This window comes from Acidovorax sp. GW101-3H11 (genome assembly GCF_001633105.1).
Taxonomy (GTDB): Bacteria; Pseudomonadota; Gammaproteobacteria; order Burkholderiales; family Burkholderiaceae_C; genus Acidovorax.
This window is the reverse complement of sequence record NZ_LUKZ01000023.1, coordinates 44,145-58,666: the sequence shown is the minus strand read 5'-3', so window position 1 is coordinate 58,666 and position 14,522 is coordinate 44,145. Positions and strand designations below refer to the sequence as shown.

The window sequence follows — 14,522 nt, the reverse complement described above, 5'->3', positions numbered from 1 at the left end:
ACCTTGCTGCGCTATGTGGCCTTGTACAACCACCAGTTGCCGCAGTCAGCGCTCAAGAGCAGTACGCCGATGCAGGCCATGAAACAGTGGTATCAGACGCACCCGCATCTTTTTCACAAGCGACCCTATGATCGTCCGGGATGTGACAGTTAGTGCCATGCAGCGTGCCCAGTCAGCGATCCTTTTTCGGGCGCGCGCAGTGTCTCTTGTCGGCAACGCGCATTTGATTTTTTACCCACATAAAGTCTTCAGATGATCGAAGTCCCAACCAAGGAAGACCTGCGGCAGATTGCTCTATCTCTGGTTCATGCGCAGCAGACGATTGCCGAAATTCTTCATGCTGAACTCGATGGATCAATGCGCGACCTTGACCTGATTCAGCGCGCGCTCGACTCTGGCGTTATCGATGCAGAAGCGGAATACACGATTCAAGCGCTCGGCATCGCATTTGGGAAAGTCTTCGTCAATGCCGATGCGGATTACGACTGGTGGATGATCGAAGACGAATATGGTCGAGACCCCGCCATCCGGTATCTCCAGTCAAGTTTGACCTTCCATCCGCAAGACATACTCATCAAACGGATTGAGCAAGGCGAAAGTGTGGATGTCACAGAACTCTATGAAGGCTTGCGGTCCCAGCTTCAAGAAATCATAGAGGGCGGCGTGGACGGCATATGACAGAGTGCCTGTCTGAGACTCGGTGCGTAGGGCCAATCGAAAGTTGTTCGTAGATTCCCATGAGTCGAACCCCTCTACGGCTTGATCCATCGATCCGAAAGTACCTGTTGCCCCTCTTGAAGAATGACGGCTTCGCCGGTTCTGGCCGGACCTTTCGACGCATCGATCATGACGCAATTCATTTGGTAAACGTGCAAGGCTTCTCTTACGGTGGGCGGTTGGCGATAAATCTTGCAGTACATCCGCTTGATCTGCCGGATATGGCGGGAGGTCCGCCAAGCCCCAAAACAATCGCGGAGCATCAGTGCGAGTTCAGAGAGCGACTCACCGAAGACGACTCAGGAAGAGTCTGGGAACACGATGCAACGTCGGCGGGAATGGATTCGGCCATGCGCGATGCAGCTGCGGTGTATGCGACCCATGGGCGACGGTTCTTTGATCAATTTCGTGGGGCGTCTTCCGTCCTGAAAACGTTTGACTTCGACTCATTCATGGTGCGCGAACCGGATTTGTCTCGCTACTGTTTCGGGAGTTGGGTTCGGGTCGCGTACGTTTTGGCCCGGTTACGCTTGGTTGAAGGACGGATCGAAGAGGCGAAAAAATTCGCACATGCGGCACTCGCAGACGCCACCCCTCAGTTCGCTGGGTTTGAGGAGTTGCAGAGGATCACAAATCTTGCATGGCAGGTCGATTGATTCGGATCTGCCGTACATCGGCTTCAAACCCAGGCTGCGAGCCCCTTTCAGGAGAATCCCGTGTCCACGATATCCCGCGCCTTTCAGCCTGTCGCGCAAGCATCTGCAGCATGCATGGCTGCCTTGCTCGGGCCCGCTGTTCTGGCCATGCTGTGTGTGGGCAATGCACATGCCGCAGACGGAAACACCTCCGCAGAGCAAAGGGCTCGGCTCGCAATAGCCCCCGAGTTTCGGCATCTCGACTTTGTCTTGGCCGCCGCAGAGGGCGACTTGAACGGCGACGGCGTTCCCGACCGGGCCATGCTGTTGATGGGGCGCAAAGGCGAAGCCCCGCAAGAGGAGCGGTTGTTCGTCCTGACCGGGAGGGCGGATGGCAGCTATCAGGTGCTCTCAACGTCCGGCGAGTTCTGCCACCCCAGCAAGTTCTACAACCTGGAAATCAAGAACAATTCATTGTTCGTTCAGGCGGTCTACTACGCAGACGCTGCCCGGTTCTCGGGCTTCACGCTGCAGTTCCGCTACAACGCAAAGATCAAAGACCTGGAACACATCGGCGAGCAGCAGGACGACGAAGACTATTCCAGCAACGCCTCCTACCGGGTGAGCCTCAACTACCTGACCAACGCCGCCATTCATTCGCGGCGTGTGGGAAAGAAGTACAAGGAAGTGAGAGGCCGGATCACCGATGCGCCGGGCGTGCTGCCTTTGAACGGGTTTGTCTGCGAAGGCTATGGCATGACGAGTTCTACGGTCTACCTGGATGAAAGTTTCAAGGTGCACAAGAAGGGCGGGACGCCGCCATGATGCGCAGCGGGTTCGTCGAAGTGGCCCGTACCTTGTTCGTGATTCACCATGATTCAAACACCTCCACGGCTTGAGCCGTCGATCCGGAAGTACTTGCTCCCCCTGTTGAAGAATGACGGCTTCGTAGGTTCGGGCCGGACATTTCGACGCATCGACAATGACGCAATTCATTTGGTGAATGTGCAAGGCTTCACCAGCACGCGTCGCACTCGCCGATCCGCCCAGTCCTGAAAAGTAAGTGGCCGCCTCCATGAAAAAGCACGTTTCCGCAAGAAAGAGAGCATCGTTTCAGTTGCTGAACGCTGAACTGGTGCGACAGGTCATGCGCAGCATCTTTCCGCCGAAAAACGACTACGTGGAGGACATGGCGCTGTACGAAGACTTGTTGCCAGAGCTACGCCGGTTTGGGATAGCAGACCGAGGAACTCTCAAACGCCTGATGACCCGGCACCGCAGGTCGCTGCTGGCAGATGATCGCAGCCCTCTTGCCGCTTGGGAGCAGCGCCATTTCAGTGAGATGTTTGGAGCCGAATTCGTTCGTGATGCGGTTCGTCGGCACTATTGGTTTGCCTATCCGGCGCTGATTCGCAATGCGTTGCAGTCCGAGTTTGGCGAGATCGCTGCTGTGCGTGACGAAGATGCGGATCGGTAGCCGTAGGTGTCTGTCCCGCACATCAACCATTTTCTTGGAATAGCGAACTATGAAGGCCGTGTAGTTAATCGCTGCACACCAAATTTTCAGTCCCCAGAAGACGCTCTCTTCTCAAACCTTAGGTCATATGGGTTGCATCCTTCATTTTGTGGGCCGCGAGGCTGATGTAGAAAGCCTCGTTGCGCTGAGTCCCGTTGAACCGTACAGCGTTTGGCGGCGCGGTGTGCCGCGCAGTGCCCGGCCGAACAGCCGTCCTGCAGTGACTTCCGGGTTGACCTTGATGGTGAGTGACGCTGAATTTGAGGACCTGGAGCAGCAGCAGGCCGACGCAATTCAGTTCCTCCTTGCCCATTCAAGCGTCTTGAAGGCCATGAGCGAAGTCGCGGGCGTGGAGCACGCGACTTTGGACTTCGGGATTGCCATGCGGGATGTGGTCGTCCAATCCGACCACTTCCCTGCAGAACTGATTGCCGCGCTTGCGGCTGCGGGCTGCGGTATGGAACTGACCCAGTTTCCGACAGGACCTAAGGCAAAGAACCTCAAGCGATATCGGAAGGCGTTGCGTGCTGGGCAACTTCGACGGTAGACGCCCACAGACTCAGGCGTTTCAATGAATTGCTATCAATTAAATAGCTGCTAGCGCTTGTCCATAAGGCGCCAGCAGCCAAAAAAGCTTGAAATCCAGTGGCTACACGTGCGTCCGTAGTCTCAGAACCGCGTCCGCAACGTCACCTGCACTGCACGCGGCGAGCCGGGCAGGATCAGGTTGTCGTTGCTGCCGTGGCTGGACACGTAGTACTTGCGGTTGGCCAGGTTCTTGATGTTCACGTCCACATCCCACTGGCCCAGCGTGTACTGCAGGGCGGCGTCCACCGTGGTGTAGGCGGGCAGGGTGACCAGGTCGGTGAGCGAGGTGAAGCGGGCGCCCACATGGTTCACGCCGCCGCCCACGCGCAGGCCGTGGCCCAGGTCCTTCATGGCCCACAAAAATGCCGAGTTGCGGGGTGTGAGTGCGGGCACCTTGCCCTGGGCCGCGATGGCGGCGGTGGGCAGCTGGGTGGAGGTGGTGGTGGCCAGCGACTTGGTCATGCGGCCGTCCAGCCAGGCGTAGCCTGCGCTCACGTCCCAGCGGCCGGGCAGGCGGCCGCTCATGGTCAGCTCCAGGCCGTTGGTGCGCTGGGTGCCCACGTTGATCTGGCGACCGGGGTTGGCGGGGTCGGTGTTCTTGATGTTGGTGCGCTCCAGGTTGAAGAGCGCGCCGGTCACATTCATGCGGCCGTCCAGCAGGTCGAGCTTCACGCCGACCTCCTTGTTCTCGGTGATCTCGGGCTCGGCGCTGGTGTTGTTGGCGGCCAGTGCAAACGCTTCGGCCGAGGGCTGGAAGGATTTGCTGTACGACACGTAGTACGACACGGTATCGCTGGGCTGCCACACAAGGCCCGCGCGGGGGCTGAACTTCTTGTCGGTGCGCGAGAGCGTTGCGAGCTTGCGGTCAAACGTGGTCTCTTGCCCGAACACGTCGTAGCGCGCGCCCACCAGTGCCTTCCATTGCGGGGCCAGCGTGATCTGGTCTTGCCAGTACAGCGCAGCCGTGTCTTGCGTGGTGTGGCTGGGGATGGCGTTGTCGGCGTTGTAGTTGGCCGCCGGGATGGCGGGGGCTGCACCGATGGGGTTGAAGATGGACACGCGGTCGGCACCGCCAGAGACGGATTCAGAGCGTTTTTTCTGCTGGCCCAGTTCCATCCCCATCAGCCACTCTTGCTTGAAGCCGCCCAGCTGGTTGCGCCAGGTGACGTCGGTCTGGTTGAAGACGCCTTTTTCGTCGCGCAGGATGAAGGCCCGGGTGCGGCCCACCGTCAGGTTCACCGGGTCGGTGGTGCCGCCGGGCAGGGTGTTGTAGCGGTCCAGTGTGTAGTCGTACACGCGCGTGACGTTGCGCACCGACCAGTCGTCGTTGAAGCGGTGGTTCAGCGTGGCCGCCAGCGACTGCATGGTGCTGGTGGTGGTGTCGTCCTGCGCCGCGTTGCGGGAGCCGTAGTAGGTGCTGGCGGGCACGTTGACGGGGCGGCCGTTCAGGGCCGGGATGCCGAAGTCGGTCAGGCGCTTGTCGCGTGCATTGGTGTACTGCAGCAGCAGGTCGGTCTGCGCGGCGAGCTTGAGTGCAAGCGAGGGCGCGAAGTTGTGGCGTTTGACGAACTGCTGGTCGCGGTAGCTGCCGGAGTCCTCGACGGCGGCATTGATGCGGAAGGCGGCGGTGTCGCTGATGCCCACGTTCACATCGGCGGTGGCGCGGCGCAAGGCGTAATTGCCCAGGCCCAGCGAGGCCTCGCCGATGGTCTCGCCAAACTTGGGCTTCTTGGTCACGCGGTTGATGAGCCCGCCGGATGACCCGCGCCCGTACAGCACGGCGGCGGGGCCCTTGAGGACCTCTATGCGCTCGATGTCTGCCAGGTCGCGGAAGTACAGCGCGTCGTCGCGCACGCCATCCACAAACTGGTCGGCAATGGCCGTGAAGCCGCGGATCACCACCTGGTCACGCTGGCCGTCGCCGTGGCTCATGGCCACGCCGGGCACGTTGCGCAGCGCGTCTTCCATCGAGCGGGCCCCTTGGTCGCGCAGGAGCTGCTCGGGCACCACGTTCACGGCCTGCGGCACGTCGCGCAGCGGTGCGCTGCCTTTGGTGGCCGAGGTGCTGGCGGCGGGGGCGTAGCCGTCGTCACCGGTGGTGGACTGCACGGTGACTTCGCCCAGCGTCCGGGTGGGGGTGGCAGGTGCCGTGTTTTGTGCCAGCGCGGTGCCGCAGAAGGCGGCCAGCACGGCGGCGGCCAGCGGGTGCAGGGCCTGGGGGTGGCGGAAGGGGCGTTGGAGGGAGTGGTGTTGAGGTGCGTGCATGGTTTGTCCTTGGTGTGTGCGCAACGCGGTGGAGAACGGCTCCGCTGGCACCGGGCCTGGCGCAGGCCCATGGGGCCGGTGGCTGGGAGGGGCGCAGAGAGCGGGAGAAAAAAGAAAGCAGGGCAGAGCGGCGGATCAGAAGGAGGGGCGGGGCCGCAGGGCCGCCACATCCTTTGTGCTCACCACCCCCAGGCCCAGGCGGCGAGGCCCGCCACCAGGGCTACCCCTGCCAGCACAGGGGCGCGCCGGGGTTGCCAGGTCACGGTGGCCGTCACAGCCACGGCGGCCACCGACAGGGCCACGGCCCATGCGGTTACGCCCAGCGAGGCAGGCATGCCACCGGCAGGGTGGGCCGCCAGCCACAGCGACAGCAGCAACAGCAGCCATCCGGCGCGGCGCAGCTGTTGCAGGCGGCGGGCCGCGCCTTCACGGCCCGTGGCGTCTTCATGGTGGCGGTCCATGCCCAGCGCCATTGCCGACCAGGCCGCAAAACACAGCAGAAAAGCGGACATGGTGCTCAGGCCCCCGAGGTGGAAACGGACACATCGGGCGCCGCAGGCAATGCGGCTGCAGTGGAGGTGCGTGGTGCCTTGGCCGCAGCGGCTTTGCCCTTGGGGGCCAGGCCCGGGCGCAGCCGCCACGACAGCCAGCCCAGCAACAGGCCGGTAGCCAGGAAGGCCAGGTCCATGCTGGCCCACACCCATTCACCCGCAGGCAGCGTGGTGCCCAGGTGGGTGTGCGTGGTCAGCGCATTGATGACCGGCAGCAGCGCCCACACCAGGCCTGCCGCGCCCAGCGGCACCGACCAGCCCATGCGGCTGGGCCGCACCACGGCGCAGGCCAGCGCCCACAGCAGGGCCAGGCCCCAGGCGCTGAAGAACCAGGCCAGTTCCACATCGGCGCGGCCCTCGGTGCCCAGCGGAATCAGGCGGTTGGAGGCGATGTACACCCCGCAGGCCAGCGGCAGGCCGGCCAGCGTGGCGATGTTGATGGCGGCCACCAGGCGCTCGCCAAACGGTGCCCTGGGTGTGGCGGCATCCGCTGCGTTGGCGGCGCCCTTGCGGCTTGCTTGTGTGTGCGACTTGGCGCTGCGCTTGACCGACCACAGCACCATGCCGGTGGCAATCATCAGGCTGCCCAGCAGGCCAAAGCCAAACAGCGCCCAGCGCAGGCCGGTGTCGGCAAACCGTGCCATGTGCAGGCCATACAGCACGCCGTAGGTTTTGACAGCGGGGCTGGTGGCGTCGGCCTGGTCCAGCCACTGGCCGGTGGTGGCGTCAAACAGCAGGCGCGGCGGGCGGTATTGCAGGCGGTCGCCTTCGTGGCGGGTGACCTCGACCACGGCGCGGCCCTTGGCGTCGCGGCGTGCTTGCACGCTGCCGATGCGCCCACCGTCCCAGCGGGTGCGGGCCTCGGTCAGGATGGAGTGCAGGGCGATGGCGGGCAGGGGCTCCACCTTGTCGGTGGCGCCACGGCGGGGGCGGCTTTCGGCTTTTTCGCCCTGCAGGTCGGCAAAGTACGCGTTGGAGTCCACGCCCTTCTCGCCCTTGTAGGCCGTGGCAATGCCCGCAGGCATGTACAGCGAGTGGAAGATCATCAGCCCGCTGAAGGTGATCATCAGATAGAACGGCAGCACCAGCACGCCGGTGACGTTGTGTGCGTCCAGCCAGGCGCGCTGTCCGCCCTTGGTGGGGCGGAAGGTGAAGAAGTCCTTGAAGATGCGGCGGTGCGTGATCACGCCCGAGATCAGCGCCACAAACATGAGCATGGTGGCCACGCCCACCACCCAACGGCCTTCGATGGCCCAGCGGCCCTTTTGTGCGGTGCGCAGCTCGAAGTGGAAGCGGTAGAAGAAGTCGCCGCCCATGGTCTGGCGGGTGTCGATGGCCTCGCCGGTCTGCGGGTGCATGCGCAGGGTTTCAAAGCGGCCGTTGCCCGTGCCGCGCCACAGGATGTTGACGGCAGGGTCGCGGTCGTCGGGCAGGTGCATGATCCACTGCGTGACGTTGGGCACCTTGCGCACCAGCGCGTCCAGGGCCTTCTGCGCCGTTTGCGCCACCTGCGGGTCGGCGGCATCCACCGGCTGCAGGCCGTGCATCTCGGGGCGCATCCACAGGTTGAACTCGCTCCTGAAGAACGACAGCGTGCCGGTGAGGAAGATCGCAAACAGCAGCCAGCCCAGGATCAACCCCGCCCAGTTGTGCAGCCACGACATGGCCTGGCGGAAGCCTTCGCGGTCGTTGGGGGTTTTGGCGGCCTTTGGGGCTTTGGCATTGTGCGGGGCTTCGGCAGCCATGCCGCCGGGGGCGGCTGCAGCAGTGCGTTCTGTTGGGGCGCGTTCTGCGGCGGCGTCGGGTGCCAGTGTGGTGGTGTTCATGCTGCGGCCTTCATCCATTGCGGTGCCATGGCGCAGGCGCCCAGCACCAGTGCGGGCAGCAGCGTGCCGCCCCAGGCGCCCCAGGCGGTGCGCGCATAAAAAGCCCAGCCTGCGGCGATGGCATACACCACCCAGGCGAGCATGGTGGCGGTGATCACGGCCTCCACACGCGGCATGCACTGCGCAAGCAGCAGCGACAGCGCCGCCGTGAAACCCGCCGCGAGCGCATAGCCGCCCCCCACCGCCGCCACGGCACGGGAGGTGATGGCCAGCCGGTAGCGCCAATCGGCGCGGGCGGTTTTCATGGCCGGGCCCGGGTGGCGCCGGGCGTGGCGGGGCGGGAGGAGGAGGGCAGCGCCCCTGCAAAGCAGGGGCGGGCGGTGCGGCGCAGCATCAGCAAAGAGGCTCCAGGCAGGTGTGTGTGGGTGCAAAACGCACAAACGCTGGCTGCAGCTGGCGGCGGGGCCGGGCTGACTGGCTTGCTGGCAGGCGCGGGAATCAGGGGGTTACAGAACCCGGCCGCTGGTCGTAGGCGTGCATTCTACTTTTGTTGAGAGGCATTCGCATTTATGAAGACGGAAATTTTCTGCCTTTGATGTGCACTTGCAACAACCCGTGACGGGTGGGGGCATGGAGGCCCCGGGTTGGGGGTGGCCTGGCGCTGTGCGCGGGCACAAAAAAACGGGCCGAAGCCCGTTTTTTTGATTTCTTCTCTTCTTTGCTTTTTTCGTGGAGCGCTCTGGAGAATTCTGTGCGTCAGTCCGCGTCACCCATCTGCGACTGCAGGTAGTTCTGAATGCCCACCTTGTCGATCAGGTCGATCTGGGTTTCGAGGAAGTCGATGTGCTCTTCGGTGTCGTCCAGGATCTTTTGCAGCAGATCGCGCGAGACATAGTCGCGCACCGTTTCGCAGTAGGCAATGCCTTCCTTGATGGTGGCCTGGGCGCCTTGCTCAGAGCGCAGATCGCAGGCCAGGATCTCGGGCACGTCCTCGCCCACTTGCAGCTTGGCCAGGTCCTGCAGGTTGGGCAGGCCATCCAGCATGAAGATGCGGTCCATGAGCCAGTCGGCATGCTTCATCTCGCCGATGGATTCGGAGTATTCCTTCTTGGCCAGCTTGTCGAAGCCCCAGTGCTTGAGCATGCGGTAGTGCAAAAAGTACTGGTTGATGGCCGTGAGCTCATTCTTAAGCTGGGCCTGCAGATGGCTGATGACCTGTGCGTCGCCTTTCATGGGGGACTCCTTCCTTGTTTGTTGTATCTGTGAATGCGGCCCCGATTGTCGTGACCCCCATCAACCCGCGCAAGGCAATCCCATGTTTTTGCGCAATGGCTGCGTGTGATGCTGAGTTGTGTTCGCGTTTGCAGCCGTGGGGTGGTGGCGGAGGGGGCCGGGGCTGCGGTGGTGTCGTCATATAGTCATAAGCAATTGATTGAATTAAATCAATTGATTGGATTCATGGCTCCAAAGGGCCTAGACTTCAGTCCTGTTCAGTTAACCAACCACTAAGGAAACAGCAATGTCCCTGATCAACACTCCCGTTCAGCCCTTCAAGACCACCGCTTTCGTCAACCGCAATGGCAAGGGCGAGTTCATCGACCTGACCGAAGCCGACCTGAAGGGCAAGTGGTCCGTGCTGATCTTCATGCCTGCCGCCTTCACCTTCAACTGCCCCACCGAAATCGAAGACGCCGCCGAGCACTACGCAGAATTCCAGAAGGCCGGTACCGAGGTCTACATCGTCACGACCGACACGCACTTCTCGCACAAGGTCTGGCACGAAACCAGCCCCGCCGTGGGCAAGGCCAAGTTCCCTCTGGTGGGCGACCCAACGCACCAGCTGACCAACGCCTTTGGCGTGCACATCCCTGAAGAAGGCCTGGCACTGCGCGGCACGTTTGTGATCAACCCCGACGGCATCATCAAGACGGCCGAAATCCACTCCAACGAGATCGCCCGCGACGTGAAGGAAACCGTGCGCAAGCTCAAGGCTGCCCAGTACACCGCCGCCAACCCCGGCCAAGTGTGCCCCGCCAAGTGGAACGAAGGCGCCAAGACCCTGGCTCCTTCGCTGGACCTGGTCGGCAAGATCTAAGTCCCGGCTCATTCGGCGCAGCGCCCCGGAAACGGGGTGCCCCCAGCCGGACAGCGTCATGGCGCGCATGTGCCATGCCGTCCGGCTTTTTCACGCCCGTTTTCTGGGCGATGTTGCGGCTTCAGGGTTGCCAAAAGCAGCCCCAGCCCCCAACCTACAACTCAAAATTCAAAGGACACCACCATGCTCGACGAACAACTCAAGACCCAGCTTTCCGCCTACCTGGAGCGCGTGCAGCAGCCGTTTGAGTTGGTGGCATCCCTGGACGACAGCGACACCGCCCGCGAGATGCGCGAGCTGCTGACGACCATCCAGTCCCTGCGCAGCGACAAGATCACGCTGCGCACCGATGGCAACGACGCGCGCAAGCCCTCGTTCAGCCTGCAACGCGTGGGCGCCACCAACAGCCTGCGCTTTGCGGGCCTGCCCCTGGGGCATGAGTTCACCTCGCTGGTGCTGGCCCTGCTGTGGACCGGCGGCCACCCGCCCAAGGTCGAGCCCGAAGTGATCGAGCAGATCGCCGCGCTCGAAGGAGACTTCAACTTCGAGGTCTACATGAGCCTGACCTGCCACAACTGCCCGGACGTGGTGCAGGCGCTGTCGCTCATGGCCATCGTCAACCCCCAGGTCAAGACCACCGTGATCGAAGGCGGCGCCTTCCAGCAGGAAGTGACCGAGCGCGAAATCATGGCCGTGCCCATGGTGTTCCTCAACGGCAAGGTGTTCGGCTCTGGCCGCATGTCGGTCGAAGAAATCGTGGCCAAGCTCGACACCGGTGCCGCTGCCCGTGACGCCGCCAAGCTCAGCGCCAAGGCACCGTACGACGTGCTCATCGTCGGCGGCGGCCCCGCTGGCGCCGCAGCCGCCGTGTACGCCGCCCGCAAGGGCATCCGCACGGGCGTGGCCGCCGAGCGCTTCGGCGGTCAGGTCAACGACACACTGGCGATTGAAAACTACATCTCGGTGCTCGAAACCGACGGCCCCAAGTTCGCCGCCGCGCTCGAAGCCCACACCCGCGCCTACGACGTGGACATCATGAACCTGCAGCGCGCCGACAAGCTGATCCCTGCGGCGGAGCCCGGTGGCCTGATCGAGGTGCAGCTCGCCAACGGCGGCACGCTCCAGTCCAAGACCGTGATCCTGTCCACCGGCGCGCGCTGGCGCAACGTGAACGTGCCCGGCGAGGCCGAGTACAAGAACAAGGGCGTGGCCTACTGCCCGCACTGCGACGGCCCGCTGTTCAAGGGCAAGCGCGTGTCGGTCATCGGCGGCGGCAACTCGGGCGTCGAGGCCGCCATCGACCTGGCTGGCATCGTGCAGCACGTCACGCTCATCGAGTTTGCCGACCAGCTCAAGGCCGATGCCGTGCTGGTCAACAAGCTCAAGAGCCTGGCCAACGTGACCATCCACACCAACGCCCAGACCACCGAGATCACCGGCGCCGACGGCAAGGTCAACGGCCTGAAGTACAAGGACCGTGCCACCAACGTGGAGCATCTGGTGCCGCTCGAAGGCGTGTTCGTGCAGATCGGCCTGGTGCCCAACACCGAATGGCTCAAGGGCACGGTGGAGCTGTCGCGCTTTGGCGAAATCATTGTCGATGCGCACGGCCGCACCAACCTGCCCGGCGTGTTTGCAGCGGGCGACTGCACCACGGTGCCGTTCAAGCAGATCGTGATTGCTGCGGGCGATGGATCGAAGGCGGCGCTGAGCGCGTTCGATCACCTGATCCGCATGCCGGTGGTGGCCGGGGCGGTGTGATTTCGCAATAAAAATGGCTGCTTGCGCTCGATGGTATTGCGCAAGTAGCTATCAAAAAATGAGCGGCTGGCTGCGTGGAGTGGTCAGCCGCTTTGTTTTGGTGGTCGTCCTGTTTATTTGTTGTTATTGAGAATTATTCTCATATAATTCACCCCATCAGCCAGCCACAACCGCCCGATCTTCTGCGCGCAGAAGCCAGGGCCGTCTGCATGGAGCCAGCTCTGTATTCGTTGTCGTTTCAGAGAAGGACTTCCCTCCGTGGCGCAGGCATTCCGTACCCCTCCGTTTTCTTCCCGGCGCGCACAGGCGCACGCCTCCCATCCATCCCTTCAAGGCCGGTTGCGGCCGCTTGCATGGCTGGTTGCCTGTGCATGTGCGGCCATTGGCAGCGCGCATGCGCAGGGGCACGCGCAGGATGTGGCGCAGCTGGTGGCTGCAGGCCCGGTGCTCAAAGAGGTGGTCATCAGCGGCTCGCGCAGCGAGCAGGACCGCGACGAGCTGCCCATGAGCATCGACGTGATCAATGCGCAGGCCATCGAAGAAGGCCAGGTGCGCGACATCCGCGACGTGGCGCGCGAGCTGCCCAACCTGTCGGTCACTCGGTCGCCCGCGCGTTTCTCGCTGGCCAGTGGCTCCACGGGGCGCGAGCAGAACGCGGGCTTCAACATTCGGGGGCTGGATGGCAACCGCGTGCTGATGATGGTGGACGGCATTCGCCTGCCGCGCAGCTATGTGTTCAGCGCCAACGCCTTCGGGCGCGACTACCTGGACATCGGCTTGCTGCAGCGCATCGAGGTGGTGCGCGGCGCCACATCGGCGCTGTATGGCTCCGACGGCATGGCGGGCCTGGTCAACTTCATCACGGCAGAGCCCTCAGCCTTTCTTGAAGGCGATAAACGCATCGGCGGCAGGGTGAGCCTGGGCTACGACGGCGACGAGCACGGCGAGCGCGTGGGTGCCACGGTGGCGGGCAAGGCGGGCGACACGGTGCAGTGGCTGCTGGGTGGCAATGTCACGCGCGCCAGCGAGTTGGACAACATGGGCACTAACAGCGCGGCCAACGCCGACCGCACCCGGCCCAATCCGCAAAAGGACCGAAGCGGCGCGCTGCTGGGCAAGGTGGTGCTCACGCCCGGCGGCGGCCAGCGCCATGTGTTCACGCTGGAGCATGTGGACAAGACGTCCGACTACGAGCTGCTCACCGCACGCTCCAAACCGCCGCTGGCTGCCACTTCGGTGCTGGGCTCCACGTCGTTCACCGACATGCAGCGCAGCCGCGCGACGTGGGAAGGATCGTGGCGCGTGAATTCTGCGTTGGCCGACGATGTGAAGGCAACGCTGAGTTGGCAGGACGCGCATTCGCGCGAGTACATCACCGAAGACCGCAACACCGCCGCCGACCGCGTGCGCGACGTGACCTATGACGAGCGCACCTGGCAGGCCAACCTGCAGGGCAGCAAGGTGCTGCGCAATGGAAGCCGCTGGGTGCAGAAGATCACCTATGGGCTGGACTACGCCTCTGCCCAGGTCGAGAACCTGCAGACCGGCGTGACGCCACCCACGGGCGAGACCTTCCCGCTCAAGCGCTTCCCCGACACCACCGAGACCAGCACGGCCCTGTATGTGCAGGACGAGTTCGTGAGCGGCCCCTGGAGCATCACGCCTGGCGTGCGCTTCGACACCTTCCGCATCAAGGCCGACCAGGCGGGCTTTGGCGCGCAGGCGGTGTCGCTGTCGGGCAATGCCACCTCGCCCAAGTTCGGCGTGCTGTACCGCGCCACGGATCAGTGGAGCGTGTTCGGCAACTACGCGGCGGGCTTCCGTGCGCCCAACGCGGGGCAGGTCAATGCCTTCTTTGAGAACCCGGTGGGCAACTACCGCACGGTGCCCAACGCCAACCTCAAGCCCGAGAAGAGCCAGAACTTTGAGCTGGGCGTGCGCGGGCGCATGGAGCGTTTGTCCATCGAGGCCGCCGCTTTCACTGGCCGCTACAAGGACTTCATCGAGGACCTGCGCCAGGTCAGCGGCACGGGCGCGCCGGGCAACCCGCTGGTGTTCCAGTCGGTCAACATCGGCCGCGTCAAATTGAGCGGCTTCGAGGTCAAGGGCGACATGCGCTGGGGCCAGTGGGCGGGCGGGCAGTGGAGTTCTCCGTTTGCCTATGGCCAGACACGTGGCCGTGACACCGCCACCGGTAAGCCGGTGAACACCGTGGTCCCATCGCGCCTGACGGCGGGCCTGCGCTACGACACCGGTGGCTGGATGGCGCGGCTGGACATGACCCACGCCGCCGCCAAGAAGGCCCGCGACGTGAGCGTGGCCACGGGCAGCACGCAGTTCCTCACGCCGTCGTACACGGTGCTGGACCTGGCGGCCCAGTGGCGCATCCGCAAGGACCTGCGCCTGAACGCGGGCATCTACAACCTCACCGACAAAAAGCACTGGCGCTGGGCCGACGTGCGCGGCCTGGCCGCGAACGCCAGCTTCATCGACGCCTACAGCCAGCCGGGCCGCGCAGTGCGTGTGTCGCTGGTGGCGGATTTTTAAGGCACAGCCCATCAAGGAGAC

General features: G+C 63.6%; 13 protein-coding genes and 1 pseudogene. 9 read left to right on the top strand and 5 right to left on the bottom strand.

Annotated elements, in window-relative coordinates; all coding sequences use genetic code 11:
• From A1D30_RS25285 to A1D30_RS17705, 6 genes and pseudogenes are all read left to right on the top strand, one after another.
• A pseudogene (locus tag A1D30_RS25285) lies at nucleotides 1–153 on the top strand (IS481 family transposase); the annotation flags it as partial.
• Nucleotides 154–252: 99 nt separating this feature from the next.
• Nucleotides 253–678, top strand: a complete 426-nt coding sequence (locus A1D30_RS17725; protein WP_063462045.1) for a DUF3806 domain-containing protein — start codon at nucleotides 253–255, stop codon at nucleotides 676–678.
• Between the two features lie 59 nt (nucleotides 679–737).
• Nucleotides 738–1,373 (top strand): DUF4304 domain-containing protein, encoded by a 636-nt coding sequence (locus A1D30_RS24855; RefSeq protein WP_082836507.1) that lies wholly within the window; start codon nucleotides 738–740, stop codon nucleotides 1,371–1,373.
• 60 nt (nucleotides 1,374–1,433) lie between these two features.
• Nucleotides 1,434–2,177 (top strand): hypothetical protein, encoded by a 744-nt coding sequence (locus A1D30_RS17715; protein ID WP_131798479.1) that lies wholly within the window; start codon nucleotides 1,434–1,436, stop codon nucleotides 2,175–2,177.
• Between the two features lie 250 nt (nucleotides 2,178–2,427).
• Entirely contained in the window at nucleotides 2,428–2,829 is a 402-nt protein-coding gene (locus A1D30_RS17710; RefSeq protein ID WP_131798478.1) for a hypothetical protein, read from the top strand.
• Nucleotides 2,830–2,956: 127 nt separating this feature from the next.
• The gene (locus A1D30_RS17705) at nucleotides 2,957–3,415 is read left to right on the top strand and encodes a hypothetical protein (RefSeq protein ID WP_206779307.1); all 459 of its coding nucleotides are present in this window, start codon (nucleotides 2,957–2,959) and stop codon (nucleotides 3,413–3,415) included.
• 122 nt (nucleotides 3,416–3,537) lie between these two features.
• Here the strand turns inward: A1D30_RS17705 and A1D30_RS17700 are convergent, their stop codons facing one another.
• From A1D30_RS17700 to bfr, 5 genes are all read right to left on the bottom strand, one after another.
• Nucleotides 3,538–5,721, bottom strand: coding sequence for a TonB-dependent siderophore receptor (locus tag A1D30_RS17700; protein WP_063462040.1), 2,184 nt, complete (start codon nucleotides 5,719–5,721; stop codon nucleotides 3,538–3,540).
• A 179-nt stretch (nucleotides 5,722–5,900) separates the two neighbouring features.
• Nucleotides 5,901–6,233 carry a DUF3325 domain-containing protein gene (locus A1D30_RS17695; protein WP_063462039.1) on the bottom strand — a complete coding sequence of 111 codons (333 nt, stop codon included), beginning with the start codon at nucleotides 6,231–6,233 and terminating at the stop codon, nucleotides 5,901–5,903.
• A gap of 5 nt (nucleotides 6,234–6,238) precedes the next feature.
• Nucleotides 6,239–8,017 carry a PepSY-associated TM helix domain-containing protein gene (locus A1D30_RS17690; RefSeq protein WP_063462123.1) on the bottom strand — a complete coding sequence of 593 codons (1,779 nt, stop codon included), beginning with the start codon at nucleotides 8,015–8,017 and terminating at the stop codon, nucleotides 6,239–6,241.
• A 77-nt stretch (nucleotides 8,018–8,094) separates the two neighbouring features.
• Nucleotides 8,095–8,403 (bottom strand): hypothetical protein, encoded by a 309-nt coding sequence (locus A1D30_RS17685; RefSeq protein WP_063462038.1) that lies wholly within the window; start codon nucleotides 8,401–8,403, stop codon nucleotides 8,095–8,097.
• A gap of 451 nt (nucleotides 8,404–8,854) precedes the next feature.
• Nucleotides 8,855–9,331: a bacterioferritin gene (gene bfr, locus A1D30_RS17680; protein WP_063462037.1), complete on the bottom strand. Its 477-nt coding sequence runs from the start codon at nucleotides 9,329–9,331 to the stop codon at nucleotides 8,855–8,857.
• A 286-nt stretch (nucleotides 9,332–9,617) separates the two neighbouring features.
• On the opposite strand from bfr, the gene ahpC reads away from it, so the two are divergent.
• The 3 genes from ahpC to A1D30_RS17665 all read left to right on the top strand — a co-directional run bounded on the left by ahpC (nucleotide 9,618) and on the right by A1D30_RS17665 (nucleotide 14,501).
• The gene (ahpC, locus tag A1D30_RS17675) at nucleotides 9,618–10,193 is read left to right on the top strand and encodes an alkyl hydroperoxide reductase subunit C (protein ID WP_063462036.1); all 576 of its coding nucleotides are present in this window, start codon (nucleotides 9,618–9,620) and stop codon (nucleotides 10,191–10,193) included.
• A gap of 183 nt (nucleotides 10,194–10,376) precedes the next feature.
• Entirely contained in the window at nucleotides 10,377–11,954 is a 1,578-nt protein-coding gene (gene ahpF / locus A1D30_RS17670; RefSeq protein ID WP_063462035.1) for an alkyl hydroperoxide reductase subunit F, read from the top strand.
• A gap of 339 nt (nucleotides 11,955–12,293) precedes the next feature.
• Complete coding sequence (locus A1D30_RS17665; protein ID WP_063462034.1) at nucleotides 12,294–14,501, top strand: TonB-dependent hemoglobin/transferrin/lactoferrin family receptor; 2,208 nt, start codon at nucleotides 12,294–12,296, stop codon at nucleotides 14,499–14,501.
• The last annotated feature ends 21 nt before the right edge of the window (nucleotides 14,502–14,522 follow it).

Coding starts and splice junctions, on each gene's coding strand:
- A1D30_RS17725 (WP_063462045.1), top strand. CDS start 253: ATGATCGAAGTCCCAACCAAGGAAGACCTGCGGCAGATTGCTCTATCT.
- A1D30_RS24855 (WP_082836507.1), top strand. CDS start 738: ATGAGTCGAACCCCTCTACGGCTTGATCCATCGATCCGAAAGTACCTG.
- A1D30_RS17710 (WP_131798478.1), top strand. CDS start 2,428: ATGAAAAAGCACGTTTCCGCAAGAAAGAGAGCATCGTTTCAGTTGCTG.
- A1D30_RS17705 (WP_206779307.1), top strand. CDS start 2,957: ATGGGTTGCATCCTTCATTTTGTGGGCCGCGAGGCTGATGTAGAAAGC.
- A1D30_RS17700 (WP_063462040.1), bottom strand. CDS start 5,721: ATGCACGCACCTCAACACCACTCCCTCCAACGCCCCTTCCGCCACCCC.
- A1D30_RS17695 (WP_063462039.1), bottom strand. CDS start 6,233: ATGTCCGCTTTTCTGCTGTGTTTTGCGGCCTGGTCGGCAATGGCGCTG.
- A1D30_RS17690 (WP_063462123.1), bottom strand. CDS start 8,017: ATGGCTGCCGAAGCCCCGCACAATGCCAAAGCCCCAAAGGCCGCCAAA.
- A1D30_RS17685 (WP_063462038.1), bottom strand. CDS start 8,403: ATGAAAACCGCCCGCGCCGATTGGCGCTACCGGCTGGCCATCACCTCC.
- bfr (WP_063462037.1), bottom strand. CDS start 9,331: ATGAAAGGCGACGCACAGGTCATCAGCCATCTGCAGGCCCAGCTTAAG.
- ahpC (WP_063462036.1), top strand. CDS start 9,618: ATGTCCCTGATCAACACTCCCGTTCAGCCCTTCAAGACCACCGCTTTC.
- ahpF (WP_063462035.1), top strand. CDS start 10,377: ATGCTCGACGAACAACTCAAGACCCAGCTTTCCGCCTACCTGGAGCGC.